We start from the raw sequence: 25,222 nt of genomic DNA on the forward strand, positions 1-25,222 counted from the left end.
TCGATAACCACGGCGCGAAGGAAAACATGGGCCATGAACTTCCGGAGTTGCATGGATTCCTAGTAGGACAGCTCCATGAGCCCCTACCCCCGCCCCGCCGTACGCCCGCGAGACGCGGCGCTGTTCCTCGTCCTCGGGCTGCTCACCCTGGCCCTGCCCGCTTCCGCGGGCGGGCGCTACTACAACCACTCGGGCAGCATCGAGACGAGCCACCCGAGCTGGATGGCCGCGTTCCCGGACTCGACGAGCCTCGCGGCCATGTCCCTGCCCGGAACGCACGACACCATGGCGTTCACCAACGCAGGAGGAGACCTGACCCAGACGCAGTCCCTGAACCTGCGCGCCCAGCTCGACGCGGGCATCCGGGCGCTCGACATCCGCTGCCGCCACATCGACAACGCCTTCGCCATCCACCACGGCGTCGTCTACCTGAACGTCAACTTCACGGATGTCCTGAACACCGCCATCCAGTTCCTGAACGCGAACCCTCGCGAGACGCTCGTGATGCGCGTGAAGAAGGAGCATACGGAGGAGAACGTCACGCGGACCTTCGCCCAGACCTTCGAGTGGTACCGGGACCAGCCCGCCTTCTCGCCGTACATCTGGAGGGGGAGCCACGTCCCCACCCTGGGAGAGGCGCGCGGGAAGATCGTCATCCTGGACGACTTCGCTGGCGGCGCCTACGGCATCCGCTGGTCGGCCCTGGACCTCCAGGATGACTGGACCGTGTCCACCGTCTTCGACATCGACGACAAGTGGAACAAGGTCCGCGCCCACCTGGAGAGGACGAACACGGGCTCCCCGTCCACGCTGTATGTGAACTTCCTGAGTGGCTCGTCCGCGGGGGCCTTCCCCTACGTGGTGGCGGGCGGAGCGGGCTCGGTGGCCCGCGGCGTCAATGACTTCGCTATCGACTACCTGGTGGGCGCCAACGTCCAGCGTGCGGGAATCCTGATGATGGACTTTCCTGGCGCGGGGCTCGTCGACGCCATCCTGGCCCTCAACTACCGGCTGCTGCCCGCCTCGAGCAGCCTGCCCGCCGACCTCTCCACCATCTTCAGGAACATCTCCTACACCCTCGGGGGCAATGCCGAGAACCGCTGGAACGGAGTGCATGCCTTCGTCCACAACGCCGCGCCCGGACGGAACTGGCATGTGATGGCCCTGAAGCAGAGCTGGGGAGCCTGGATGAACTACGACGGGACCTTCCTCCAGTCTGACTCCATGGATGGCTACACCCACCTCGCCTTCACCTCGCGCACGGTGACGAGCGCGGTCAGCAGGAGCTACCTGGAGGGCTACGTGAATGGGCAGCTGTCCAGCCTGTCGGGGAGCTCGGCGGACCGGGCCACCCAGCTCTTCAACCGGGTGAAGGCACGCTTCCCCTTCCAGAGCTGGTCCGTGGTGGTGAAGCAGGCCCCCGGCGGGCTGAGCAACTGGGCGTACTCGGACTACGGGATGGCCGCCAAGCTCACGCTGGGCGACTACACCTACGCCGTCCAGGGGTACTCCGCGCAGGACGGTGTGTACCTCTACGAGCACGTGAACTTCGAGGGCAACGTGCTGCGCCTGACCTCGAACGTGGCCCACCTCGGGAGCGTCGGCTTCGACGACAGCCTGTCCTCCATCCGCATCCTGGGCCCTTACCTGGCGACCTTCTGCGAGCACCCCGACCTGACCGGCCGCTGCTTCAGCACGTCCACCCAGCTGAGCAACGTGGGCAGCGCCTGGAATGACGTGGTCACCTCCGTGGCGATTCAGCGGTAGTGCGTGGCAATCCAGTCGCCATCAATCCGCTGGATGGTGATGTCCAGCTCGTAGACGGCGCGGAGGACCTCGGAACGCATGATGTCCTCCGCGCGCCCCTGGAACGCCACCTTCCCGTCGCGCATCGCGATGATGTGGTCGGAGTAGCAGGACGCGAAGTTGATGTCGTGCAGCACCAGCACGACGCTCTTTCCGAGCACGTCGGCTGCATGCCTCAGCTGCTTCATCATGCCCACCGCGTGCTTCAGGTCCAGGCCATTGAGCGGCTCGTCCAGCAGCACGTAGTCCGTGTCCTGACAGAGCACCATCGCCACGAAGGCCCGCTGGCGCTGGCCGCCCGACAGCTCGTCCAGGAACCGCTCCGCCAGCGCCCCGAGCCCCATGTGCTCGATGGCCCGCTCCACGTGCTCCCGGTCCTGCACCGTCGGCCGTCCCTTGGAGTGCGGATAGCGGCCGAACGTCACCAGCTCCCGCACCGTCAGCCGCGCGGTGAGGTGGTTGTCCTGACGCAGGATGGCCAGCCTCTTGGCGAGCACGTCCCCGGACGTGGTGGTGACGTCCAGGCCGTCCACCAGCACCGTCCCCGACGACATGGGCAGCACCCGGCTCACCATCGACAGCAGGGTCGACTTGCCGGCCCCATTGGGTCCGATGATGGAGGTGATGCCGCCCACCGGAAGCCGCAGGCTGACGCCGTCCACCACGAGCGTGTCGCCGTAGCGCTTGGTGACGTTCTTCGCCTCGATCATCTCGTGGCCTTTCTCATGAGCAGCGCGAGGAACACCAGGCCCCCCAGGAACTCGATGATGACCCGCGGGTTGGTGTCGAGCCCGAAGACCCGCTCCAGGACGAACTGCCCTGAGACCAGGGCAATGGCGGCGATGAGCGCGGCGGCGGGCAGGACGAGCGCATGCCGGTACGTGTTCGTCACGGAATAGGCGAGGTTGGCGACCAGGAGGCCGAGGAACGTCACGGGGCCCACCAGGGCCGTCGACACCGAGACCAGGACCGCCACCAGGGCCAGGACCCACGCCACCGTCCTCGAGTAGTCCACACCCAGGTTGATGGCCACCTCCCGGCCCAGCACCAGGACGTCGCAGGCCCGCAGCAGCCGGAAGCCCAGCACCGTGGCGCCCAGCGTCAGCCCTCCTGCGACGAGCAGCAGCCCGTGCTCGGGGTCGTTGAAGCTCGCGAAGAACCGGTCCTGCAGGAAGACGAACTCGTTGGGCTCGATGACGCGCTGGAGGAAGCTCGCCAGGCTCCGGAACAACACGCCCAGGACCACGCCGATGAGCAGCAGCAGGTGGACGCTGCCCTGGACGACGCCGAACAGCCACCCGTTCACCAGCGCGGAGAAGATCACCATCAGGGTGACCTCCACGCCGAATAGGAGCCATGGGTCCAGCCCCGCCACCGTGGTGGACCCGAGGACGAAGACCAGGCACGTCTGGATGAGCACGTAGAGGTAGTCGAACCCCATGATGGCGGGCGTCAGCACGCGGTTGCCCGTCACCGTCTGGAACAGCACCGTGGACACCGCGATGGCGTAGCCGACCAGCACCGCGGTCGCGAGCTTCCGCGCCCGGAACGGCAGAATGAAGTCCCACTGGCCGCCCGCGTCGACGAGCATGAACAGGGCGGCGCAGGCCAGCGTCACGCCTCCGAGCACCAGCAGCGTGCGCTCGGGCCTGGCGACCCCTGCGCTGGCGCTAGCCGACACGGGCGCCCCTCCTCAGCAGGAGGTACAGGAAGAGGACGCTGCCGATGACGCCAGCGATTGTGCCTCCCGGAATCTCGTAGGGGTGGCGCACCACGCGCCCGATGATGTCGCACAGCAGCACGAACCCGGCGCCGGTCACCGCGACCCAGGGAATGGAGCGGCGCGCGTTGTCGCCCATGAGCCGGGTGACGAGGTTGGGCACGATGAGGCCCAGGAACGGAATCATCCCCACGGTGACGACGACCATCGCGGTGACCAGGGCGACGATGACGAGCCCGAGCGCGATGATGCGCGGGTAGTTCAGCCCGAGGTTGGTGGTGAACGTCTCTCCCATGCCCGCCACCGTGAAGCGGTCGGCGGCGACGTACGCGACACAGGTCAGCCCCAGCGTCACCCAGAGCAGCTCGTACCGCCCGCGCAGGACGGTGGAGAAGTCGCCCGTGGTCCACGCGTTGACGGACTGCAGCAGGTCGTACCGGTACGCGAAGAACGTCGTCGCCGAGTCGATGATGCTCCCCAGGACGAGCCCCACCACCGGGACGAGCAGCGCCGAGCGCAGCGGAAGGCGCCGCAGCACGAGCAGGAACAGCGCCGTTCCCCCCAGGGCGAAGAGCGTGGCGACCAGCATCTTCCCGAGCACCGGCAGGCCCGGGGCCAGCAGGGTGGCGGCCAGCAGGCCGAGGCTCGCGGACTCCGCCGTCCCCGCCGTGGTGGGCTCCACGAAGCGGTTGCGCGCAATCATCTGCATGAGCAGGCCCGCCACCCCTAGCGACGTGCCCGCCAGCATGATGGCGAACATGCGCGGCACGCGGCTGATGACCAGCACCTGCACGGCACGGTCATCCGGGCCGGGGGAGAACACGGCGTCCCACGACACGTGACTGGCGCCGATGAGGAGGCTGACCCCGGCCAGCACGGCGAGGACGACCGCGGCGATGAGCGGACGCGTCACGGCGTCGGTGTGCCTGACGAGCCCGCGCGCGCATAGGCGCTCGCGACCTGGTCACGCATGTGCCTGACTGCCTGGATGCCGCCGCCGGCGAGGTAGGACGTCCCCGGGTCCAGGTAGACGACCTGCCCCTTCTGCCAGGCCGAGGTCTGGTGGACCAGCTCGTTGTCCAGCACCTGGCGGGCGCCGCCTCCTCCCGGCTGGCCCATGGCCGCGTCGCGGTCGATGACGAAGAGCCAGTCGGGGTTCTTCTCGCGGATGAACTCCGAGCCGATGACCTCGCCGTGCAGCGACGGGTTGAGCCCCTCGGCGGCAACGGGGATGCCGAAGTCGTCGTGGATGACGCCGAAGCGCGAGCCCGGGCCATAGGCGCTCATGCGGCCGCCGGTGACGAGCACCACCAGCCCCCGCCCCCGGCCCGCCGTCGTCTCCTTGAGCGTTGCAATGGACTGGCGCAGCTCCGCCACCAGGGCCTGGGCCTTCGCTTCCTTGCCGAAGATGCCGGCCAGCAGTTCCGTGTTGGCGACCACCGTGGCCAGGTAGTCCTTCCCGCTCATCGGCAGGTCGACGGTGGGCGCGAGGCGGGAGAGGTTCGCGTACTTCGCGCTGGAGCGGCCGCCGGTGATGATGAGGTCCGGGCGCGCGGCGTGGATGGCCTCGTAGTCGGGCTCGAACAGCGTCCCCATGCGCAGGTACTTCGCGTCGCGGTACCGCGCGAGGTGCTCGGGAAACTGGTCCCCCGCGACGCCGAGGACGTCCACCTCCAGGGCCTGGAGGATGTCCAGGGCCACCAGGTCGAAGGCGATGACCCTTCGGGGATTGAGCGGGACGACGGTGGTGCCCTGGGCATGGGAGACCGTGCGGCCCTCCGCGGCGGCCGGAGGGCTCGCACCGGCCTGGGCCTCGGGAGCCTCGGGAGCGGAAGGACGCTGGAACTTCACGCCCACCCACACCACGGCCAGCACGACGAGGGCGGAGAGAATCGCGACGAGAGGAAGGGAACGACGGTCAGGTCTGCTCACGGTTTCGTCCAGCCGAGGCTCACGGTGAAGTCGAAGCGCTCCTGCGCGGGGCAGGGCACAATTTCGATTCTGCGAATCATTCTCACGCCATATAGACCATGTGTCCGCCCCGTCAAAGCCTGGAGTGCGCTTCCGTGAGGGCCGGAAAGCCCGCGAAGGCTGGGGCAGCCGGGCATTGCGTCCGGCGACAGGCGCACCTGCTCCCCGTCCCCTTCCTGCTCTATGCTCCGGACATGGGTCAGCCCACGACGGACGTCATCATCCAATACGGGAGCGGCCCGGACGCGCTCGCCGGGGAAGTCTCCGGCAAGGTGGGCCAGAAGGCCTGATGTGATGTCCACGCTCGTCTTCCCCAGCGAGGAAGCGCTGCGGCTCGCGCTCACCTCCGGTCTCGTCCCTCCTGAAGTGCAGTCCGCGCCGGCGCGCTACCGCCGCACCGCGGAGGGTGTGCTCCACGTCACTCCTGGCGTGGCCCTCGGGAAGGCCGCGCGCGAGGCGCTGACGTCGTTCGGCGTCAGCGCCCAGGACGCGGAGGCCTCCACGCCGGTGCTCTGCTGGGCGGAGCTGATTGCCCCGCGCCGCGTGCCGCTCGACGCCGCGCCCGTGGGGCCGGTGCTCTTCCTGCCCTCGGACGCGAAGGCGCTGCTGCCGCTGGCGGGGGAGATGCTGCGCCTGGGGTGCGACCGGCAGGAGGTGTGTACCGCGGGCGGAGGCAAGGGCCACCCGGACGCGCGGCGGGCGCTGCTGCGCGCGGTGGCGCCGCCCTACTTCACGCTCACCGGCGCGCTGGACCGCACGGGTGGCCTGCGCGCCTTCGTGCCCGCGGTGCCGGGACAGCACTCGGTCTGGGTGGAGCTGGGACACACGCACCCGCTCGCGCGCACGCTCCAGCCCGCGCCGGGCTCGCTGCTCCTCATCCCCGGCGACGGGCGGTGGCTGACGGCGCCGGACGGGCCGTGGACGGACCTCTACCAGCTCACCGACCTGCGCCTGCCCGAGCCGGCGGAGGACTGGACGCCCCGTGCCGCGCAAGGACGCCTCGCGGTGCCGCTGCGGCTCACCCGCGCGGCCCGCACCGAGCCCGCGAGCCTCTGGGTGCTGCGCGACAACGCGCTGGCGCAGGTGGAGTCGCTGGTGCACACGCTGCCGGAGGCGCTGCTGGCGCAGCTGCGCTTCGCCGTGGCCGGCCCACCGGAGTCGCCGTGCATCGTCCTCCGCGCGCGGGCCGGCAGGGAGCGGCCTCCCGAGCTGGGCCTGTCCGGCATGTCCTACGCGCCGCTGCCACAGCTCACGGACCTCTACCTGCCCTGCGACGGGCTGCTGGAGCCGCCCGTGCGCCGCGACAGGCTGCGCGCGCTGCTGGTGCCGAAGGCCGACACCGTCACCTGGCTGCACCCCACGGGCGGCGGAGGCTTCCGCGCCGAGCGCCTGCCCGAGTCGGCCTTCCAGCCGCTCGACGCCTGGGTGGACTACGTGGTGGACACCGGCGCCGCCGCGCTGGAGCCGTGGGTGCGCGGTGCAACCTTCGACTTCGACGCCTTCGAGGCCGCCGGAGGCGAGTGGTTGACCTCGCCCCAGCCCAAGACCGAGCCGGAGGACGACGAGAAGGAGTCTCGGACGCGCCGCTCCCGTCGCTTGGTGGCCACCCCGGCCACGCCGCCTCCGACGCCGACGGCGGCGCCCTCGGCGCGCGCCCCCCAGGCCTCGACCTCGCGCGCGCGGCTGGCCCCGCTCACGCCCGCGCAGCTCGGCGCCGCCGAGCAGGAGCTGGCCACGCTGGAGAAGTCCTTCCTCGCGCTGGATGCGCCAGCGGACGCGCCCGAGCGGCGGCAGCTCTGGGTGCGTCTGGCAGAGCTGAATGGACGGCTGGGGCGCAGGCGCGACGCGGGCCTGTGCTGGACGCGGGCCCTGTGGGACGCGGCGGGCAGCGACGCCACCGAGCTGGCCGAGCGCTGGGCCGAGGCCGAGTCGGACGGCGCGCCCTCCCCCGCCGAGCTGCTGGCCCGTGCGACACCGTCCGGTGACGAGGTGCGGGCGCTCGCGAGCCACCTGGTGCGGGCGGTGCTGGTGCCCGGCGGCGCGGCGCCCGGCGACGTGCCTTCGCTCCAGCGCTGGCTGGACCGGCACGACGCGGGGCTGGACGTGCGCTCGCTGTGGCTGGCGCGGGCCTCGCTGGACCGGCTCGCGGGAGGAGACCCGCTGGGCCTCGCACGCGCGGGGGACCGGCTGCTGGGCATGCTCCAGCGCGGCCTGTCCCTGGCGCGCGACGTGCCCGGATTCCTCCGCGCCGGCACGGACGCGGCCCATGCGCCGCGCCTCGTGGGGCAGCTGGAGGCCCTGCTGGAGCGCTTCGAGACCACGACGCGCCGCCGCTCGTCCATCGAGGCCCCGCCCGCCCTCACCCAGGCCTATGTGCGCTTCGTCTTCGCCTGCGGCCTGGCACGGCTGGGACAGGCGGACCGGGCGCGCGCGCTGGCGGCCGCCGCGGCGGGGGCACTCGACGCGCGGGAGCCCATCCACGGCTTCCTCTCGCGGGCCTACGGCGCGCGCGTGGCGCAGGCGCTGGAGGGGCAGCCGCCGGAGACGCCGCTGCCACCGGACATCGCCGCCGAGCTGAACCTGCTGAACACCTTCCAGCGCTACAAGGTGGACCGGCTGCGGCAGTCGTCCGCGCTGCTGGAGCCCAGCGAGCGGCTGGACCCGGCGCGCGCCTTCGGACGCGGCTCGCTCGACTTGCGCGGCGAGGAGTTCGCGGCGCTGCGGGATATAAAGGATGCGGGCCAGGTGGCCGCCCAGGTCGAGGCGCTCACGGCGAAGGCCACTGCCCCGAAGCTGGCCGCGCTCGAGCGGCAGCGGCTCCTGGGAGGCCTGCTGGACACGCTCCCGCGCCTGCCCCCGGCGCGCGCGCTGCCGCTGCTGGACCGGCTGATGGGAGCCTCCATGGAGGGAATCTCCGTCGAGGCGCAGGGGCGCCTGCTCGGCGACGCGCTCACCCTCACGGCCCACTTCGGAAGGGCGGACCGGGCGACGGCGCTGGCGGGCCGGCTGCGGAAGGTGGTCGCGGCGCTCCCGCCGGACTCCCCAGCCTGGGGCCATGGCTTCCTCGTGATGAGCCTGCGCGGGCTGCGCCGGGTGGGCCTGTCGCGCGAGGCCGCCGAGCTGGTGGAGACGGCGCGGGGACTGGTCTCCCGGCCCAAGACGCCGCTGCCGGTGCAGCTGAGCGTGGCCGCGGGGCTGGCGATGCTGGGCCGCGCGAGCGAGGCCGGGGCGGTGTTCGAGAAGGCCTTCGACACGCTCATCGCGGCGAAGGGCTCCCTGGCCGAGCGGCTGGCGCTGACGCGGAGCCTGGCGAGCGCGCTGGCGTACGCGCCCGTGGACACCGCCCTGCCGGAGCTGGCGCGCCTGTCGGAGGGACTGCCCTCGGTGACGGACAGCTACAACACCAACAGCCACTTCTGTCTCTCCGTGGTGGAGCTGGCGGACGCGCTCGTGCTGGGCCACGTGGAAGTGGCGCAGGGCACGGGTGAGCGCACGCGGAGCTGGCTGGACGAGGACGAATTCCTGGTGCGACGGCGCATCCATCGGGAGCTGGAGGAGCGCACATCATGACCAGCATTCCCCGGCGCGAGGGCACCGCCGCCGACCCCATCGGCGAGCTGACCTTCGACGCCCTCTCCCGCGAGGCCCACGCCCTGCGCGAGCGGCTGAACCGCTTCCGGCTGGCGCTGGGCCGGCACTTCGTGGGCAAGCAGACCCTGGTGGACCTGATGACGGTGGCGGCGGTGGCCCAGGAGCCGCTGCTGCTCGTGGGCCCTCCGGGCACGGCGAAGTCGGACCTGGTGCTGAAGTTCCGGGAAGCGCTGCGCATCCCCAACGAGGACTACTTCGAGTACCTCCTGACGCGCTTCACCGAGCCGTCGGAGGTGCTGGGCCCCATCGACATCAACCTGCTGCGCCAGGGCCGCTACATCCGCCGCGAGGGCGGCAAGCTGCCCACCGCGCGGCTCGTCTTCCTCGACGAGGTCTTCAAGGCCAGCTCCGCCATCCTCAACGCGCTGCTGACGGTCATCAACGAGCGCAAGTTCTACCAGGACGGCGCCCCGCAGCCGGTGCGCCTCAAGGTCCTCTTCGCGGCCACCAACGAGCTGCCCGAGCACGCGGAGCTGGGCGCGCTGAAGGACCGCTTCTGCCTCAAGGCGGCCTGCCGCCCGGTGCAGGACCAGTACTTCCTGGAGCTGCTGGACTCCGGCCTCGACTCGCAGACGTACCGCGAGCTGAACCAGAAGCCGTGGGCGGAGGGGCACGCCTCGCTGGACGACGTGCTCAAGGCGCACCGCTACCTGACGCTGATGATGGGGCGGCGCGAGCCGGGCCCGGACGGGCGCGAGCTGCGCGACAGGGACACCTTCTTCCGGGACGAGCTGCTGCGCGAGTTCCGCCGGGTGGTGCAGACGCTGACGCGCGAGGACGGCGTCTTCATCAGCGACCGCAAGCTGGTGAAGCTCTACCGCCTGCTGCGCACGCGTGCGTGGATCTTCCACGGCGGCGCGGTGGAGCGGCAGGACCTCCAGCTCCTCTCCTACCTCGGCGAGAGCCGCGAGGAGATTGATTTGCTGGAGGAGAAGGTGCCCCGGCTGCTGGGCCTCACGTGAGCCAGGGATGAGCGCGGAGCTGCGAGGACCGCGGGACACCGAGCGCTGGCTGTGCGCGGGGCTGTGCCTCGCCCGGCAGGATGGCCCCACGCCCGACGCCCTGACGGCGGCGGTGCCCTGGCTGCTGGCCACGCTCGCCGAGTCGCCCGCCCTGCCGCCTCCGGCCATGGTCTCCGACCTCGGCCGGCTCGTCTCTGGCGTGGCCCCCTCCCCCGTCCTGCCCATCCCGGACACCCTGCGCCGGCTGCGCACCGCCGTGCGCGCGTATGACGACCACGTGCTCGCGAGGCTGGCCGCGGAGCCGCACCTGGAGGCCGTCTCCACCGCCCTCGCCCGCCTGCCCGAGCCGCTCCGTCCCCTGGGCATCGCCTTCCTCGTGTCGCGCGTGCTGGCGCGCCTCGGCTTCACCGGGGGCACGGCGGTGAACCCCGGCCTCGTGCGGCGGGTGCTGGAGCGTCCCTCCTCCGAGCTGCTCCACGCCGGCTATGCGGCGCTGCGCGAGCCCGGCGCGGGCCCGGCGCTGGAGCGGCTGGCCGAGGGCTACGAGGCGCTGGCCAGCGGCGCCCGCCGCGCGCAGGCCCTGCTGGGTGACGCGGAGGTCTTCACGCTGGAGAACCTGGAGCACCTCCAGGGCAAGGGCCAGCGGCTGGCGCTGGAGCAGGCCGTGGAGGCCGCGGAGGCGCTGTCGCGCACGCTGCCTCCGAAGCTCCGCGCCCGGCCCGCCACCTCCGGCCCCACGCCCACCACGCTGGAGGACGAGGCCTCCTTCCCACAGGGTGGCTTCGCCTCCGTGTCCAACGTGGGCAGCCTGGAGAACCTCGTCACCTCCGAGCTCGTCTACATGGAGGACGAGCCGGACCTGGACCTGTTCGACGTGCGCTACGTGGAGGGCGAGCTGCTCTACTACACGCGTGACGAGAGCGTGGCGGTGCGGCGGCGGCACGTGGTGACGTTCGTCCTGCTGCCGGGCCTCGCGGACGCGCGGGTGAAGGACGCCGGCCTGCGCTGGCAGCGCGCCGTGGTGGCGCTGGGGCTGGTGCTGTGCCTCGTGCGCCGGCTGTCCGCGTGGCTGGGCCATGAGGACCTGCGCTTCCGCGTCGTCTTCCCCCAGGACGCCACCGGCGCCCTGCCGCTGGAGGCCGAGCGCGGCCTGTGCGAGCTGCTGCTGCGCGAGTGGCGCGCCCGGGGCACGGCGGAGGTCCTCACCTCGCCCGACCTGGACACCGTGCTCGCCGGGGCCGCCACCGACACGAAGCGGGCCCGGGTGGACGTCCTCCTCCTCGACGCCAGCCCACCGGGTACCCATGCCGCACTGGAGCCGGAGGCCCGGGTGGGCCTGCACCTGCTGGACCTGAGCAGACCGGGCCCCCGCGTCGCGCGAGCGGGTGTCGAGCCCCGGGAGGCCCCTTCCGAGTCCCCATGGGAGGCCTGGACGGGCGTAACGCTTGAGCTTGCCCGGGGCCTTCTCTAGCGTCCGGTCCGGGCGCGCCACTCCGGCGCGCGGAGGTCGCTCCATGCCGCGGTACGAGTTCAAGGAAGGCAGCTCCAGCAAGTTCTGGGAGATCACCCTCTCGGGCAACACCTTCACCGCGCGTTGGGGCCGCATCGGCACGGATGGGCAGGAGAAGACGCAGACCTTCGGCTCCCCGGCAGCGGCGCAGAAGGAGTACGACAAGCTCATCCGCGAGAAGGAGAAGAAGGGCTACGAGCTCGCGGGCGAGGGCGAGGGCGACGACGGCGACTCCGGTGACGACGAGGGGGGAGAGAGCGCCTCCAATCCCGAGCTGGAGGCCGCCATCCTCCAGAACCCGGACAACGCGGACGCGTACCTCGTCTACGGCGACTGGCTCCAGCGCCAGGGCGACCCGCGCGGCGAGCTCATCGCCCTCCAGCATGCGGCCATGCAGGCCAGCGGTGACGAGGCCACGAAGCTCAAGAAGCAGGTCAAGGACCTCCTCAAGAAGCGCCAGGGCACTCTGCTCGGGGACATGGCCGAGAAGCTGGAGGAAGAAGAGCTCAAGGTGGAGTGGCACCTGGGCTTCATCCGCTCCGCGCGCGTGGGCCAGAAGGACTACGACTCCGACACCGACGTGGCGGAGCTGGTGAAGGAGCTGCTCGCCCACCCGTCGGCGCGCTTCCTCCGCGAGCTCACCATCGGCATGGCGCACTTCGACGACGAGAACAACTACGGCGACGTCGTCGGGGCACTCACCGAGGCGCTCACCGACCTGGGGGGCTCGAAGACGCTGCAGAACCTGTTCATCGGCGACTTCGAGTACCCGGACGACACGGAGATCTCCTGGTCGCACCTCACCGACGTCTCGGCCCTCCTCAAGCAACTCCCGGGCCTGCTCTCGCTGCGGCTGCGTGGCGCCTCGCTGGAGCTGGGCAGCATCGTCCTGCCGGAGCTGCGCGAGTTCACCGTCGAGACGGGTGGCCTGGCTCTCTCCGCGGTGAAGTCCATCGCCAGTGCGAACTGGCCGAAGCTGGAGCGGCTGGAGGTCTGGTTCGGCAGCGACAACTACGGCGGCGAGGGCGGCGTGGAGGACATCCAGCCCATCCTCGACGCCAAGGGGCTGCCCCACCTCAAGCACCTCGGCATCTGCAACTCCGAGTTCACCGACGAGCTCGCCAAGGTGCTGCCCCGGTCGAAGCTCCTCCCGCAGCTGGAGGCGCTGGACCTGTCCAAGGGAACGCTGTCCGACGAGGGCGCGCGCATCCTGGCGGAGAACGCCTCGGCCTTCGCGCACCTCAAGAGCCTGGACGTCACCGAGAACACGCTCACCGATGAGGGACAGCAGCAGGTGGCGAAGCTGTGCAAGAACGTGAGCGCGGGCAATCAGCGCGACTACGACGAGGAATACCGCTACGCCGCCGTGGGCGAGTAGCCGCACGACACGACCTCGAGACATCAAAAGGGGGACACCATGCCGCGGTACGAGTTCAAGGAAGGCAGCTCCAACAAGTTCTGGGAGATCACCAAGGACGAGACCAAGGTCACCACGCGCTGGGGCCGCATCGGCACGGAGGGCCAGGAGAAGGTCCAGACCTTCAAGTTCACCTACGAGGCGAACACCGCGTACGACAAGCTGGTGCTGGAGAAGGAGAAGAAGGGCTACACGCGCATGAAGCCCGAGGACACCGGCCCCAAGCCGAAGTCCAACCCGGAGCTGGAGGCCGCCATCCTCCGCGCGCCGGAGTCTCCGGACGGGTACCTCGTCTACGGTGACTGGCTCCAGTCCCAGGGCGACCCGCGTGGCGAGTTCATCGCCCTCCAGCACGCGCAGCTCCAGGCCACGGGCGCGGAGGCCACGGCCCTCAAGCGGAAGGTGGCCAACGTCCTCAAGAAGCACGAGGGCTTCCTGGTGGGCACGGCGCTCGCCTCTTCGCTCAAGGACAAGACGCTGTCGGTGGAGTGGCACCTGGGCTTCATCCGGAGCGCCCGGCTGGCGGTCGGGGACTACGACGAGCACCCCGAGCTCGAGCTGGATGAGACGCTGAAGCTGCTGCTCAAGCACCCCTCCGCGCGCTTCCTCCAGGAGCTGGTCATCGGGCTTGCGGACAACGACGGGGAGAACCACTACGGCAACCTCATCCGGCACATCGCCAAGAACGCGCCCAAGACGCTCCAGAAGGTGTTCCTCGGGGACTACGTGTTCCCCGACGATACGGAGATCTCCTGGACGGACGTGGGCAGCGTCACGCCGCTGTGTGAGGCCCTGCCCCAGCTCCGCTCCCTGCGGCTGCGCGGCGGCGGCGTGAGCCTGGGGAAGATCGACCTGCCGGAGCTTCGCGAGTTCATCCTGGAGTCCGGAGGCCTGGGCCGCCCGTCGGTGAAGGCCATCAACGCCGCGAAGTGGCCCAAGCTGGAGCGGTTGGAGGTCTGGTTCGGCAGCGAGAACTACGGCGCCGGGGGCAGCGAGAAGGACCTCCAGAACATCCTCGACGCCAAGGACCTGCCGGAGCTCAAGCACCTGGGCCTGTGCAACGCGGAGTTCACCGCGCAGCTGTGCGTGCTGCTGCCGAAGTCCCGGGTGCTCAAGCAGCTCGAGACGCTCGATTTGTCCAAGGGCACCATGACGGACGCGGACGCGGCGGTGCTCGCGGCGAACGCGGACGCCTTCAAGCACCTCAAGCGCCTGGACGTGACGCGGAACCTGCTCACGACCAAGGGGACGAAGCTCATCGCGAAGCTGTGCCCGGACGTGGCGCATGGCAACCAGCGCCGTGACCGTTCGGACGGCGAAGACGGCGAGCGCTACGTGGCGGTGGGCGAGTAGCGCCAGATGCCGGCAGCGCCTCCCTTCATCCTCATCGGCAACGCGGAGAACCGCCGCGTCACCCTCTTCCAGGAAGCGCTCGCCCTCCAGGGGCTGCCACCCGCGACGGTGGTCCCCTGGAGGGAGCTGCTGGCCCACCCGGGCCTCCTCGCGGACCTGCCGGACACGGAGGCCCTGGTCCGCATCGACTCCGCGGGTGAGAGCTGGGAGGTGGAGCAGGCGCTGCTCACGCGCGGCTACCCCGACACGCTGCCGCTGGAGTGCACGCGCCTGCGGCCGGAGGAAGTCGCCACGCTGGCGTACGACCATGGGCGCATCCTCTGTCCCCGGCAGCACCACCTGGGCTTCCTGAGCGTGCTCGCCGAGCTGGAGGCCCTCTTCCGGGAGCGACCGCGCTGGCGGGTGCTCCAGTCCCCCGCGAGCATCGCGGAGCTCTTCGACAAGCGCGTCACGTCGCGCAGGTACGCGGCGCTGGGCGTGCCGGTGCCCGAGCCGCTGGAGGGCGTGACGGACCCGGAGTCCCTGCGTCAGCGGATGCGCGAGGCGGACTGCCGCGAGGTGTTCGTGAAGCTGTCCTGCGGCTCGTCGGCGTCGTGCCTCGCCATCTACCGGCGGGGGCGCGGCAGGGACACGCTGACCACCACCATCGAGCAGGCGGACACGGGCTGGTACAACTCGCTGAAGGTGCGCCGGCTGGAGGACCCGCGAACGATTGACGAGGTGCTCGGGTTCCTCCTGAACGAGGGCTCGCAGGTGGAGCGCGCGGTTCCCAAGGCGCGGCTGGGCGGAGACTACTTCGACTGCCGGGTGCTGATGGTGCGCGGCGAGCCGGCCTTCACGGTGGTGCGGCAGAGCCGGCACTCCATCACCAACCTCCACCTGGGCGGCTGGCGCGGGGACCTGGACGAGCTGCACGCCGCGGTGCCCCCGAACGAGCTCGCGGACGCGCTGGAGAGCTGCCGCACGGTGGCGCGCGCCCACGACTGCCTGCACGTGGGCATCGACCTCATGTACGAGGAGTACTTCTCCGGCCACCGCGTACTGGAGGCCAACGCCTTTGGCGACCTGCTGCCCAACCTGCGCCGCGACGGCCTCACCGTGTACGAGTGGGAGATTCGCGAGGCCCTGCGCATGGTGGGTTCCCCTTAGAGACAGTCACTGAAGCAACTGGGTACGAAGGGCCCCCACCCTCGGAGGGAGTCCCATGCTCGTATCCAGAACGATGTTGCTGTCCGCCTCGGTGCTGCTGCTCGGAACCGGCTGTGGAGCAGAGCCCACCGCCCCCACCACGCCGGAGGAGACCGGCACGCAGCAGGCCGCGGTGAACCTCTGCGCCGGAGTCCCCAGCAACCGCCCCGCGCAGGACTTCGATGGCGACGGGGTGTCCGACCTCGCGGTGTTCAACCCGCCCACGGGCTACTGGAAGATTCAGTCCAGCCTGGGGTCCACCTACAGCATCCAGTTCGGCAACAGCCAGTCGCGCGTCGTCGCGGCGGACTACGACGGCGACGGGATGACGAACATCGCGGTGTGGGACCCCGCCACGGGCGTCTGGAAGATTCGTCACGACCCCTTCACCACCACCACGGTGCAGCTCGGCCAGAGCGGCGACATCGCCGTGCCCGGCGACTACGACGGCAACGGCCGGGCGGACGTCGCGGTGTGGCGGCCCTCGACGGGCACCTGGCACATCCTCCACACCTGCTACGGCACCACGGTGACCACGCACTGGGGCCAATACGGGGACCTGCCGGTGCCCGCCGACTACGACGGCGACGGCAAGCTGGACCTGGCCGTGTTCCGCCCCTCCAACGCCACCTGGTACGTCCTCTACAGCTCCGGCAGCCCGTCGTTTATCTATCCGTTCGGCTTCTCCAACGACATCCCCGTCCCCGCCGACTACACCGGTGACGGCAAGGCGGAGCTCGCCGTGTTCCGGCCGTCCAACGGGACCTGGTACTACCTGGTCAACCCCGCCACCGGCACGCTCGCCGCTGCGCCCTTCGGCCAGTCGGGAGACGTGCCCGTCCCCGCGGACTACGACGGCGACAGCAAGGCGGACTTCGCGGTGTGGCGGCCCTACATCGCGCCGTCGCCCAGCTCCAGCGTCTGGTACTACCTCTACAGCTCCACCGGCAACGCCTCCTACGGCAGCGCCGCGTGGGGCTTCGCGCCGGGCGGCGACATCGCGGTGAAGCTCTACCCCACCCCGTGAAGCAGGCCGCTGCTCCGGGCCCGTGACAGGGCCCGGGGCGGGAGCTCGGGAGCACCTCTCCTCCCCGAGCCACTTCAGGCTCGGGGCGCCGCGCGCCACAGCGGCGACGCGGGGACGCGCTCGAGGATGCCGGAGCCGAAGACGCGGTCCAGCTCCAGGTACTCCAGGTGCACGTAGCCGATGTGGCACCCGCACGTCGCCTTGGAGCACGGGCGCGGCTTCAGCGCCGCGTCGAAGTCCGGCGCGTAGATGTTGCCGATGGGCTCGTCGATGAAGTGGCAGCGGCGCGCCGTGCCCTCGCCGTCCACGGAGATGACGGACTCCCCTCCCCTGCACGCGCGGCCCAGGCTGGGGTGGCGCGTGTTGTTGATGGGGAAGAGCGGGTCCACGCGGGTGAAGCGCGCCAGGTCCTCGGCCGTGTAGGGCTCCTCCTGCCCGTCCTTCACCGCGTTGACCCACAGGTACGTGTCCGCGGGCAGCTCGGCGCGCAGGGCCTCGGCCTCCTCGGCGAAGCGGACGAAGCCCACCACGCCCGCGCTGTGCCGCACGCCCAGCGAGGACAGCGTCTGGCACTGGGACACGAAGCGGGGGCGCTTCATCCACTCGGGGTGGAAGGTGGCCCAGATGCCCAGCTTCTCCACCTTGCAGTGCCGCACCCAGTCCAGCTTGCAGGAGAGGTTCGTCTGCACGGCGACGCGCTCCACGTGCGGCAGGTGCGACAGCCGCGCGAGCGCCTCCTGGTACCAGGGCCAGATGAGGGCCTCTCCCCAGGGCGTGAAGAAGACGGAGATGCGCTGGTGCGGGCGCGCCTCCACCCAGGAGAGGAACCGCTCCAGGTCCGCGCGGTCCTTCTCCAGCTCCTCGTCGGTGTGCTTCCACTTGCCGAACGGGCAGTACTCGCAACCGAAGTTGCAACTGGAGAGCGGGCCCCGGTAGAGCACGGTGAGCGTCATCGCCAAGCGTACTCCTGCATCATCTCGCGCACGCCCTCGGAGTGCAGCCAGGGACCAATCAGGTCCGAGCGCTCCACGCCCGCCTCGGTGAGCCGGAACGCGCCGTCCGCCTGCCTCCCCAGCCCGTGCGCCTCCAGCTCCGCCAGCTCCGGGAAGTCCACCAGCGCGTCGGTGCAGAAGCGCTCGCGGTACGCGGCCAGGTCCACGCCGTCCGCCAGCAGCGACAGGAGCATGTAGCGCCGCCGCCGCTCCTCGGAGTCCAGCCGGAAGCCGTAGCCCACCTCGCCGAAGGACGCCTCGGTGCGCTCGCTGTAGGACGCGATGATGGAGCGCACCTCGCGCGAGCCCACCGCATACTCGGAGGAGTAGTGCACGCCGCCGGTGTACGAGCGCGCCCCGCAGCCCAGGCCCACCATGCCGTCCTCCTGGCAGCGGTACGCGGGGCCACCGGCGTCCGGCGCATGGCGCGCGCGGAACATGCGCATGGAGACCTGGGTGTAGCCCTGGGCCAGGAGGAACTCGCGGCCCGCGCGGTAGAGCGCCAGCCGCAGGTCATCCCAGGCGCGGGCCTTCTTGCCCAGGAAGGTGAGCGGCCGCACATAGAGCGGGTAGAGGTAGAGCTCCTCGGGCGAGAAGCGCAGCGCGGCGCGCAGGGAGAACAGGAAGCTCTCCACCGTCTGCCCCTCCATGCCGTAGATGAGGTCGAGGTTGAGCGTGGGGAAGCCCGTGGAGCGGATGAGGTCCAGCGCGGCCTCCACCTGCGCCGTCTTCTGCGGGCGCTTCACCGCGGCGACCTCTGCCTCGATGAAGCTCTGCACGCCGATGCTCACCCGGTCCGTGCCGCGCGCCCGGAGGGTCCTGAGCTTCTCCGCGTCCACCGTCTCCGGGGAGACCTCGACGGACATGGGGATGTGCTTCAGGTCCACGCCCATGACGCCCTCCATGAGGTCGAACACGGTGTTGAGGCCGGCCACGTCCAGCAGCGTGGGCGTGCCTCCGCCGACAGCTGCCCGAGCGAAGGTGGCGGGGCCCAGGGCCTGCTTCACCCGGCGCGTCTCGCGGGCCAGCGCGGCGAGGTACCCGTCCACGACGTCCTGCTTCGGCCCGGCGGCGGTGAAGAGGTTGCAGAAGCCGCAGCGCATCTCGCAGAAGGGCACGTGGAGGTAGAGGAACAGCGCGTCGCGCCGCTCCTCCGCCCAGACGGACTCCAGCGGGAGCGCGGGGGTGAAGGGCCGGTAGGCCGTCTTGTGCGGGTAGCCGTAGAGGTACGCCACGTAGGGCGTCTCCGCGAGCATCTGCTCCAGGCGCGTCATGGTGCGGTGTCTCGATTCAGCGGGAACTCAGCATAGGGCACCGTCCACACGACGGGGTGGCCCAGGCGGTGGCCGGTATAGCCGTCCTCGCCATAGGCCGTCCCGTGGTCCGAGCAGACGATGCAGAAGGCGGGGCCCCGGCGTCGCAGGGCGGCGAACAGGGGTGGAAGCTGGCTGTCCACGTACTCCAGCGCGGCGGCATGGCTCTCGCGCGAGTCCCGGGTGGCGCCGGGCAGGTAGTGGCGGTTGGGTTGGTGCAGCGCGGACACGTTGATGAACAGGAAGACCCGCTGCTCGCGAGGCACTTCCTCCAGCCGGCGCACCGCGAGGGCGACCTGGTGCTCGGTGGAGCGAGGCTCTGTCACGCCCAGCTCGCGCGCCCAGTGGCTCTCCGCGAAGAGGCCGGGCAGCACGTTGCCCAGCGGGTTGCGCTTGTTGAAGAAGCCGACGCCGCCGATGCACACGGTGTGGTACCCGCGCGCGGCCAGGCCGGTGACGAGGTCCGGCGCGTCGAGGACGCAGGTGCCGGGGGCCGTGGTCTCACTGCCCTCGAAGCGCATGGCGAACAGGCGCGGGTGGAGGCCGGGCGCGGCGGGCGTGGGCAGGAAGCCGGCGAAGAAGGCGTGGTGCGCGGCGTAGGTGAAGCTGGCGGGCGAGTGGCGCGCCTCCCAGCGGCCTCCGGGCAGCAGCGCGGTGAGGTTCGGCGTGCGGCCCTGGGCGGCCAGCTCCTCGGCGACGTCGTAGCGGAGCGTGTCCAGGGTGAGGAAGAGCAGGTCGTGCGAGCCGACCACGGCGTTCATGTCCATTGCGCGAGCACCTCCTGGATGTCGCGCACGTCGCCCACGACGGTCGGCACGGTGAAGGTGGGGGTGGGCAGCCCGCGAGGCCACTGTCGCCCATGGGAGACCCAGCACGTGGCCAGGCCCATGCGCGCGGCGCCCGCGATGTCGCGCTCGGGGTCGTCGCCCACATGGAGCACGTCCTCCGGGGCACGCTCCGCCCAGGCGAGCGCCACGCCGAAGATGAACGGGTCGGGCTTGTCCTTCCCCACCTCGCCGGAGATGAAGACCTCGGGCAGGTACGTGTCGAGCTTCGCGGCGGCCAGCTTCTGCCGCTGCATGCGGCTGGAGCCGTTGGTCACCACCGTGACGGGAAGTTGCTTGCCCAGCGTCATCACCAGCGCGCGGGGGGCAAGGTAGGGCACCACGAAGCCGGGCAGCCGGGACGTCATGTCCTCCCAGAACGCCTCGGGCGTCAGCTCCAGGCCTGGATAGCGGGTCGTCACCTGCTGGCTGAAGGCGGCACGGTCGGAGGAGCCGCGCGCGTCCCACTCGCGCAGCTCCGCGACGACGGCATGCCGGTGCGTCCCGGCGAAGGCGGCCGGGTGGCGGACGATGAGGTCCTCGACGTAGCGGGTGAAGGCCTCCGCCCGGTCGATCAGCGTGTCATCCAAGTCGAAGAAGACGGCCCGGGGCCGCATCCAGGCACTCCTCCCGAAGAGGGGCCCGAGGATATGCCGACGCGCCGGGTCAGAACAGGGCGAGCCCCCAGGGGACGCGCCAGGATTCCCCGGATTCGACCTTCCCTAGCGGGCTTCGACCCAGAGGGAGAGCAGCCCCCACCCCACGCCCACGAAGACGGGGGCCGGGCGGGAGGACTCGGGCGCAGGCGGAGGTGGGCGTCCCTCCTTGAACCAGCAGGACGGTGCCATCAGGAGGAGCGTTCCCAGCACGACACAGGCGGCACCCAGCCAGAGTGGATTGGGGTGGGACATGCACTTCCTCCGTCGGCGTGGCCAGGTCCGGCCCTTTGCACAACGCCCCTGGCGGCGGCGCATACCGGCAGGCCCGGCATGCGCACACGTGCCTCGAACACCCGTGGAGGCAAAAGGTGTCACCCGGCCCTGGCGCGGGCGTACTCCACCAGCGCCCGGACGACCTCCTCCTGCGAATCCGTCAGCAGCAGGTGGCGCGCGTACTCCTGTCCCTGGGCGAGCTGGGCCAGCAGGGGGTACACGGGGCGGGTGCGCGTCCAGAACTCCGTGCCCAGGAAGATCATCGGGCTGATGACGCCCACCGAGTTGTAGTGGTTCTGGCACGCGTCCTGGAAGATCTCCTGGATGGTGCCCGCGCTGCCCGGCGCGTAGACGATGCCGCCCTTCGCGATGGTGAGCAGGCCGTCCTCGCGCACGCTGTTGGCGAAGTACTTGGCGATGTGGGTGGCGAACGGGTTGGGCGGCTCGTGCCCGTAGTGCCACGTGGGGATGCCCAGGCTGTCGCACCAGGGCCGGTCCTCGTCGCGGAGCGGGAAGGCGCGGCGCACCTCGAAGGCGCGGGCCAGCCACTCGCGGTCGGTGTAGCTGGGGGCCTTGGCGAGGATGGCGAGCCCCGAGTCCAGCTCGGCCTCGGTGCGCCGGGCGAACCAGGCGCCCACGTGGGTGGCCTCCATGGCGCCCGGGCCGCCGCCGCTGACCATGAAGAACCCCTGGCGGCTCAGCTCGCGGGCCAGCGTCGCCACCGCGCGATAGTCCGGCTGGCCCCGCTTCATGGAGTGGCCGCCCATGATGGCCACCACCTTGCGCGTGCCGCCCTCCGCGTTGAGCAGGTCCTCCATCGCATCCGTGACGGCATGGTCATGGAGCCGCTGCGCCAGCGTCTCCAGCAGCGTGGGAGGGTTGCCCCGGCCGTGGGTGGCCCAGTGCGCGTAGACGCGGGCGTCCAGCGTGTCCGCGTACGACTCCGGCCGCGCGAGGTCGAAGCCGGCGTACAGCTCGTCGGGCGTGTAGAGCGTGCCGCGGTAGGGGTGGTAGGGCAGCCCGGTCAGCGGTGGGAACACCAGGGCCCCGTGCTCCAGGGCGACCTGCAGCGCCTCCTTCTCCAGCTCACACCCCAGGAAGACGGTGCCCACGAGCTCGGCGGAGGCCAGCTCGCGCGTGTACCGCCGCAGGTCCAGTCCCTGGATGACGACGTTGGACAGGTGCGCTCCCGCGCGCAGGTGCCGCTCGAACGCCTCGATGGTCTCTATCTCGATCACAGGCGGAGGATTCCACGCCTCGCGCCCGGCTAGAAGAGCACGACCATGGTTCCCTCGGGAACCCGGTCATACAGCGCGGCGATGTCCGGTGTGTGCATCACCACGCAGCCCCAGGACAGCCGACCACCGCTGTCCTCCAGCGACCACTCCCCGGCCCAGCCATGAAGGCCGATGCCGCTGCCCAGCCGCGTGGAGGCGTCCGTGGTCTTCCGCGCCGCCCAGTCCCGGGCAATGCGCTCGCGGGTCTTCGCATCGACGAAGCCACCGGACACGCCCCGGTCCGCGTCCCACGGATTGGGGTAGTTCACCCGCATCCAGTGGCCACCGTAGTAGGCGGAGTACGGGCCGGGGATGTCGCCGCGCAGCTTCTGCGTGATGAAGTACATGCCCTTCGGCGTGCGGTTGTCTCCGCGCACCTGCTTGGCGCCGGCCGCCTGACCGAAGCCGACCTCCATGCGAACCTGCTCGCGGCCCCGCGTGTACAGCCGGAGCTGGAAGTCCGCGTGGGAGATGAGCAGCAGCGCCGGCTCCTGCGAGGGAACCGGCAGCTTCTCCCTGGAGGCGGTGAAGCGCCGGGCCTCCACGGCGGACAGCGTCTTGCCGGCGTGCAGCGCCACGGCGAGCCGGGCCTTCTGCCCCACCCGTCCCAGCACCTGCCCTCGCGTGACGCGCGCCCCCGCGCGGACCTGCACCGAGTCGAGCCCCGCATACTCGGAGCGGGCGCGCAGCAGCGCATGGTTCTCGTAGTACAGGTGCTCCACCACGACGGAGTGCTGACCGACGCCCACCTCCACCACCTGGCCGTGCGCCAGCGCACGCACCTCGCTGCCGGGACGGGCGGCCGAGACGTCAGGCATGGAGGTGAAACCATCGGCGGGAGGGTACGCGGGGCGCAGGTACGCCTCGAAGGCATCCGGAGCGGGCGCGTCCGCCGCCAGGACACCCGAAGCGGAGAATGCCAGCACCCAGGCCAGCAGCGCGCGGAGACGGAGCAGGGAGGAGGACACGGGAGGTGGACACTCGTGCCCCGGCGGGGGTTCCGTCAACGGCGCGCGTCGAGCGCCCGGAGCGCGGCCTCCGCCTGGAGCTGCTCCGGGCGGGCCCCGGCCGCCGCGGCCTCCTGGGCGGCGAGCTGGAGCTGTCGCCCGGCCTCCTCCAGCTCTCCGAGGCGCAGCTGCGCCCGTCCCAGGACGCAGCGCAGCAGGGACTTCAGCCTGCCGTCCTCCAGCACGGCGGCGAGCTGGAGCCCCCGCACGGCGTCCTCCTTCGCCAGCTCCGGCGCGTCCGCCTGCGTGTGCAGCAGCGCCAGCCCGTGGTGGGTGTACGCCATGCCCCAGCGGTCCCCCGTGCGTGACTTGACGTCCAGCGCGAGCTGGAAGAAGTGCGTCGCCCGCTCCCGGTCTCCCGCGCGAGCGTGGGCATCTCCCAGGCTGAAGAGGGCGATGGAATGCTCCCAGGTGTCTCCGGAGCGCTCGCTCCAGCGCAGCACCGCGCCGTACTCCAGCGTGGCCTGCTCCGGCTGCCCCAGCCCCATCAGCACGTCGCCCATGGCCCGGTGCAGCGCGGCCTCCACGCTGGCCCGCGTCGGGCCCGTCTCCTGAGGCGCCAGCCGCAGCCGCTCGCGCGCGAGGCGAAGCCGGGTGCGCGCCTGCTCGAAGCGCCCCAGCGCGCACAGCGCCAGTGAGGCGTGCGCATCCAGGGCAGCCGCCAGCGTGGGCACCGCCTCCAGTCCCTCGCGGTGGCCCTCCTCCCCCAGCGCCACCACCTCCTCGTGGCGGCCGAGCGACAGCAGCACCGAGGCCAGCTTGTCCAGCCGGCGCGCCCGGTCCTCCGGCGCGGGCGCCCGCCCCTGGGTGTCGAGCGAGCGCGCATTGCGCCACGCATACTCCGCCTCGGGCCGCTCTCCGGCCAGCCGGTGCGCATCCCCCATGTGCTCCCAGAGCACGCGCAGCCACGCCCGGGACGTCTCCGGCTCCAGCCCGAGCGCCATCCCTATCGAGAAGCGGTACACGCCCAGCGCGGTGACGGGCTCCAGGGCCGCGCGGTGCCAGCCCGCCAGCTCCAGCAGGTGGGGCAGCGCGCGCTCCGGCAGGCCCGCGGAGAGCCAGTGCCGGGCCAGCTCCACGCAGCAGCGGCGGCGCAGCTCCACCGGCAGCGCCTCGTACGCCTCCGCGGCGCGGCGGTGCAGCGCGGGTGCGTCCGGCGCGGCCTCATGCTCCAGGACGCTGGCGGCCCACGTGTACCGTCCCCCCGCGACGGCCCGCAGCCACCCGCCCACCTCCAGCCACGCCAGCGGCGTGTACCCGCCCACCAGCGCGCCCAGCACGGGCCGGGGAAAGGAGGGCCCGAGCACCGACGCGGCCTGCAGCGCCTCGCGCTGGACGGGGGACAGCGACTCCAGCCGCGCGGTGAGCGCCTCCGCCCCCGTGCGCGGCGCCTCCGCTTCGGGCTGCTCCTCGTGGAGGGTGATGGCGTGGAGCAGGTGCAGTGGGTGCCCCGCGGCACAGCGGAGCAACCCCTCGCGCATGTCCGGTGACACCTCCGCGTGGGAGGGCAGCCGCTGCGCGTACAGCGAGGAGGCCTCCTCCGGGCCCAGCGGCTCCACGCTCAGCACCGTCGCCGACACCGGCACGGGCGCGGTGCCGCCGGGCCGCTGGAGCACCAGCAGGAGCAGCGGGGTGTGGAGGAGCCGTCCCACCAGGGCCTCGATGAGCGCATGGCTGAGCGGGTCCGCGTGCTGCCAGTCCTCCAGCACGAGCAGCCGGGGACGGCGGTGGGGCATCAGCGCATGACACAGGGCATCGAGCAGCGCGGTGCGCTCGGCCGCGAGGCTCGCGGGAACGCCCTGCCGCTCACGCCCCTCCAGGAACCGGCCCAGCAGCTCCGCCTCCGAGCTGGACACGCGCCCCACGCCCGTCGGCGGCTGCAGGCCCCGGGTGGCATCCAGCAGCTCGCGAAAAGGGCCCGCGGGCGTCCCGGGCAGGGCCATGCCACTGCCCTCCCACACCTCGAAGCCCTCGCCGGCCAGCCGCTCCACCAGCGCGTCCTTCAGCCGCGACTTGCCCAGCCCCGCCTCTCCCACCAGCCACACCGCGTGGCCCAGCCCGCGCCGTGCCTCCGCCGCGAGCGCCATCAGCCGGCCCAGCTGCGGGCCCCGCCCCACGAGCGGCGGCTGGCACACCGTCGGTGCCCACCGTCGCACGGGTGCGCCCCGTGGCACGCCGGAAGCAGCGCGGGGACACGCGAGGGCGCCCGCCGGTATCCGGGTTCCACAGGCCACACAAATGCCCGAGGACGAGGCCATGGCCCACCTCCCAA

General features: G+C 71.4%; 20 protein-coding genes. 8 read left to right on the forward strand and 12 right to left on the reverse strand.

Translation table 11 applies throughout. The features are described 5' to 3' along the window. Positions 1 to 75: 75 nt before the first annotated feature. Positions 76 to 1,767, forward strand: a complete 1,692-nt coding sequence (locus LXT23_RS35435) for a phosphatidylinositol-specific phospholipase C domain-containing protein (protein WP_253984817.1) — start codon at positions 76 to 78, stop codon at positions 1,765 to 1,767. Here the strand turns inward: LXT23_RS35435 and LXT23_RS35440 are convergent. Genes LXT23_RS35440 through LXT23_RS35455 form a run of 4 tightly spaced genes read right to left on the reverse strand, consistent with a single transcriptional unit; the run spans position 1,758 to position 5,458 of the window. Continuing rightward, the gene (locus tag LXT23_RS35440) at positions 1,758 to 2,516 is read right to left on the reverse strand and encodes an iron ABC transporter ATP-binding protein (RefSeq protein ID WP_253984818.1); all 759 of its coding nucleotides are present in this window, start codon (positions 2,514 to 2,516) and stop codon (positions 1,758 to 1,760) included. The genes LXT23_RS35435 and LXT23_RS35440 overlap by 10 nt on opposite strands. Next, entirely contained in the window at positions 2,513 to 3,487 is a 975-nt protein-coding gene (locus tag LXT23_RS35445; protein ID WP_253984819.1) for an iron chelate uptake ABC transporter family permease subunit, read from the reverse strand. Before LXT23_RS35445 ends, LXT23_RS35440 begins: the two co-directional genes overlap by 4 nt. Beyond that, positions 3,477 to 4,439 (reverse strand): ABC transporter permease, encoded by a 963-nt coding sequence (locus tag LXT23_RS35450; RefSeq protein ID WP_253984820.1) that lies wholly within the window; start codon positions 4,437 to 4,439, stop codon positions 3,477 to 3,479. The genes LXT23_RS35445 and LXT23_RS35450 overlap by 11 nt, the downstream gene beginning before the upstream one ends. Continuing rightward, the gene (locus LXT23_RS35455) at positions 4,436 to 5,458 is read right to left on the reverse strand and encodes a siderophore ABC transporter substrate-binding protein (protein ID WP_253984821.1); all 1,023 of its coding nucleotides are present in this window, start codon (positions 5,456 to 5,458) and stop codon (positions 4,436 to 4,438) included. The genes LXT23_RS35450 and LXT23_RS35455 overlap by 4 nt, the downstream gene beginning before the upstream one ends. A 333-nt stretch (positions 5,459 to 5,791) precedes the next feature. On the opposite strand from LXT23_RS35455, the gene LXT23_RS35460 reads away from it, so the two are divergent. From LXT23_RS35460 to LXT23_RS35490, 7 genes are read left to right on the forward strand one after another with little or no spacing between them, the layout of a single operon-like run. Further along, entirely contained in the window at positions 5,792 to 9,067 is a 3,276-nt protein-coding gene (locus LXT23_RS35460) for a hypothetical protein (protein WP_253984822.1), read from the forward strand. Next, positions 9,064 to 10,110, forward strand: a complete 1,047-nt coding sequence (locus LXT23_RS35465) for an AAA family ATPase (protein WP_253984823.1) — start codon at positions 9,064 to 9,066, stop codon at positions 10,108 to 10,110. Before LXT23_RS35460 ends, LXT23_RS35465 begins: the two co-directional genes overlap by 4 nt. Before the next feature lie 7 nt (positions 10,111 to 10,117). Further along, positions 10,118 to 11,581, forward strand: a complete 1,464-nt coding sequence (locus LXT23_RS35470; protein ID WP_253984824.1) for a hypothetical protein — start codon at positions 10,118 to 10,120, stop codon at positions 11,579 to 11,581. A gap of 43 nt (positions 11,582 to 11,624) precedes the next feature. Then, positions 11,625 to 12,998: a WGR domain-containing protein gene (locus LXT23_RS35475; protein ID WP_253984825.1), complete on the forward strand. Its 1,374-nt coding sequence runs from the start codon at positions 11,625 to 11,627 to the stop codon at positions 12,996 to 12,998. A gap of 39 nt (positions 12,999 to 13,037) precedes the next feature. Further along, positions 13,038 to 14,390: a WGR domain-containing protein gene (locus tag LXT23_RS35480; protein WP_253984826.1), complete on the forward strand. Its 1,353-nt coding sequence runs from the start codon at positions 13,038 to 13,040 to the stop codon at positions 14,388 to 14,390. A 6-nt stretch (positions 14,391 to 14,396) separates the two neighbouring features. Next, positions 14,397 to 15,539, forward strand: coding sequence for an STM4014 family protein (locus tag LXT23_RS35485; protein WP_253984827.1), 1,143 nt, complete (start codon positions 14,397 to 14,399; stop codon positions 15,537 to 15,539). A gap of 55 nt (positions 15,540 to 15,594) precedes the next feature. After that, complete coding sequence (locus LXT23_RS35490; protein ID WP_253984828.1) at positions 15,595 to 16,605, forward strand: FG-GAP repeat domain-containing protein; 1,011 nt, start codon at positions 15,595 to 15,597, stop codon at positions 16,603 to 16,605. Between the two features lie 74 nt (positions 16,606 to 16,679). Here the strand turns inward: LXT23_RS35490 and LXT23_RS35495 are convergent, their stop codons facing one another. From LXT23_RS35495 to LXT23_RS35530, 8 genes are all read right to left on the reverse strand, one after another. Beyond that, complete coding sequence (locus tag LXT23_RS35495) at positions 16,680 to 17,558, reverse strand: STM4011 family radical SAM protein (protein WP_253984891.1); 879 nt, start codon at positions 17,556 to 17,558, stop codon at positions 16,680 to 16,682. Next, positions 17,555 to 18,871 carry an STM4012 family radical SAM protein gene (locus LXT23_RS35500; protein WP_253984829.1) on the reverse strand — a complete coding sequence of 439 codons (1,317 nt, stop codon included), beginning with the start codon at positions 18,869 to 18,871 and terminating at the stop codon, positions 17,555 to 17,557. The genes LXT23_RS35495 and LXT23_RS35500 overlap by 4 nt, the downstream gene beginning before the upstream one ends. Next, positions 18,868 to 19,677: an STM4013/SEN3800 family hydrolase gene (locus LXT23_RS35505; RefSeq protein WP_253984830.1), complete on the reverse strand. Its 810-nt coding sequence runs from the start codon at positions 19,675 to 19,677 to the stop codon at positions 18,868 to 18,870. Before LXT23_RS35505 ends, LXT23_RS35500 begins: the two co-directional genes overlap by 4 nt. Next, on the reverse strand, positions 19,668 to 20,351 hold the full coding sequence (locus LXT23_RS35510; protein WP_253984831.1) for an HAD family hydrolase: 684 nt from the start codon (positions 20,349 to 20,351) through the stop codon (positions 19,668 to 19,670). The genes LXT23_RS35505 and LXT23_RS35510 overlap by 10 nt, the downstream gene beginning before the upstream one ends. Before the next feature lie 105 nt (positions 20,352 to 20,456). Then, entirely contained in the window at positions 20,457 to 20,645 is a 189-nt protein-coding gene (locus tag LXT23_RS35515; protein ID WP_253984832.1) for a hypothetical protein, read from the reverse strand. 119 nt (positions 20,646 to 20,764) lie between these two features. Further along, the gene (locus LXT23_RS35520) at positions 20,765 to 21,904 is read right to left on the reverse strand and encodes an LOG family protein (protein WP_253984833.1); all 1,140 of its coding nucleotides are present in this window, start codon (positions 21,902 to 21,904) and stop codon (positions 20,765 to 20,767) included. A 29-nt stretch (positions 21,905 to 21,933) separates the two neighbouring features. Continuing rightward, positions 21,934 to 22,911, reverse strand: a complete 978-nt coding sequence (locus LXT23_RS35525; RefSeq protein ID WP_253984834.1) for a L,D-transpeptidase family protein — start codon at positions 22,909 to 22,911, stop codon at positions 21,934 to 21,936. A 35-nt stretch (positions 22,912 to 22,946) separates the two neighbouring features. Beyond that, on the reverse strand, positions 22,947 to 25,106 hold the full coding sequence (locus tag LXT23_RS35530; RefSeq protein ID WP_253984835.1) for an AAA family ATPase: 2,160 nt from the start codon (positions 25,104 to 25,106) through the stop codon (positions 22,947 to 22,949). Positions 25,107 to 25,222: the final 116 nt, after the last annotated feature.

Source organism: Pyxidicoccus xibeiensis (genome assembly GCF_024198175.1).
GTDB lineage: Bacteria > Myxococcota > Myxococcia > Myxococcales > Myxococcaceae > Myxococcus > Myxococcus xibeiensis.

What these genes read in the sequence shown, in the direction of transcription:
- LXT23_RS35435 (WP_253984817.1), top strand. Translation starts at nt 76, where the DNA reads ATGAGCCCCTACCCCCGCCCCGCCGTACGCCCGCGAGACGCGGCGCTG.
- LXT23_RS35440 (WP_253984818.1), bottom strand. Translation starts at nt 2,516, where the DNA reads ATGATCGAGGCGAAGAACGTCACCAAGCGCTACGGCGACACGCTCGTG.
- LXT23_RS35460 (WP_253984822.1), top strand. Translation starts at nt 5,792, where the DNA reads ATGTCCACGCTCGTCTTCCCCAGCGAGGAAGCGCTGCGGCTCGCGCTC.
- LXT23_RS35465 (WP_253984823.1), top strand. Translation starts at nt 9,064, where the DNA reads ATGACCAGCATTCCCCGGCGCGAGGGCACCGCCGCCGACCCCATCGGC.
- LXT23_RS35470 (WP_253984824.1), top strand. Translation starts at nt 10,118, where the DNA reads ATGAGCGCGGAGCTGCGAGGACCGCGGGACACCGAGCGCTGGCTGTGC.
- LXT23_RS35475 (WP_253984825.1), top strand. Translation starts at nt 11,625, where the DNA reads ATGCCGCGGTACGAGTTCAAGGAAGGCAGCTCCAGCAAGTTCTGGGAG.
- LXT23_RS35480 (WP_253984826.1), top strand. Translation starts at nt 13,038, where the DNA reads ATGCCGCGGTACGAGTTCAAGGAAGGCAGCTCCAACAAGTTCTGGGAG.
- LXT23_RS35485 (WP_253984827.1), top strand. Translation starts at nt 14,397, where the DNA reads ATGCCGGCAGCGCCTCCCTTCATCCTCATCGGCAACGCGGAGAACCGC.
- LXT23_RS35490 (WP_253984828.1), top strand. Translation starts at nt 15,595, where the DNA reads ATGCTCGTATCCAGAACGATGTTGCTGTCCGCCTCGGTGCTGCTGCTC.
- LXT23_RS35495 (WP_253984891.1), bottom strand. Translation starts at nt 17,558, where the DNA reads ATGACGCTCACCGTGCTCTACCGGGGCCCGCTCTCCAGTTGCAACTTC.
- LXT23_RS35500 (WP_253984829.1), bottom strand. Translation starts at nt 18,871, where the DNA reads ATGACGCGCCTGGAGCAGATGCTCGCGGAGACGCCCTACGTGGCGTAC.
- LXT23_RS35505 (WP_253984830.1), bottom strand. Translation starts at nt 19,677, where the DNA reads ATGGACATGAACGCCGTGGTCGGCTCGCACGACCTGCTCTTCCTCACC.
- LXT23_RS35510 (WP_253984831.1), bottom strand. Translation starts at nt 20,351, where the DNA reads ATGCGGCCCCGGGCCGTCTTCTTCGACTTGGATGACACGCTGATCGAC.
- LXT23_RS35515 (WP_253984832.1), bottom strand. Translation starts at nt 20,645, where the DNA reads ATGTCCCACCCCAATCCACTCTGGCTGGGTGCCGCCTGTGTCGTGCTG.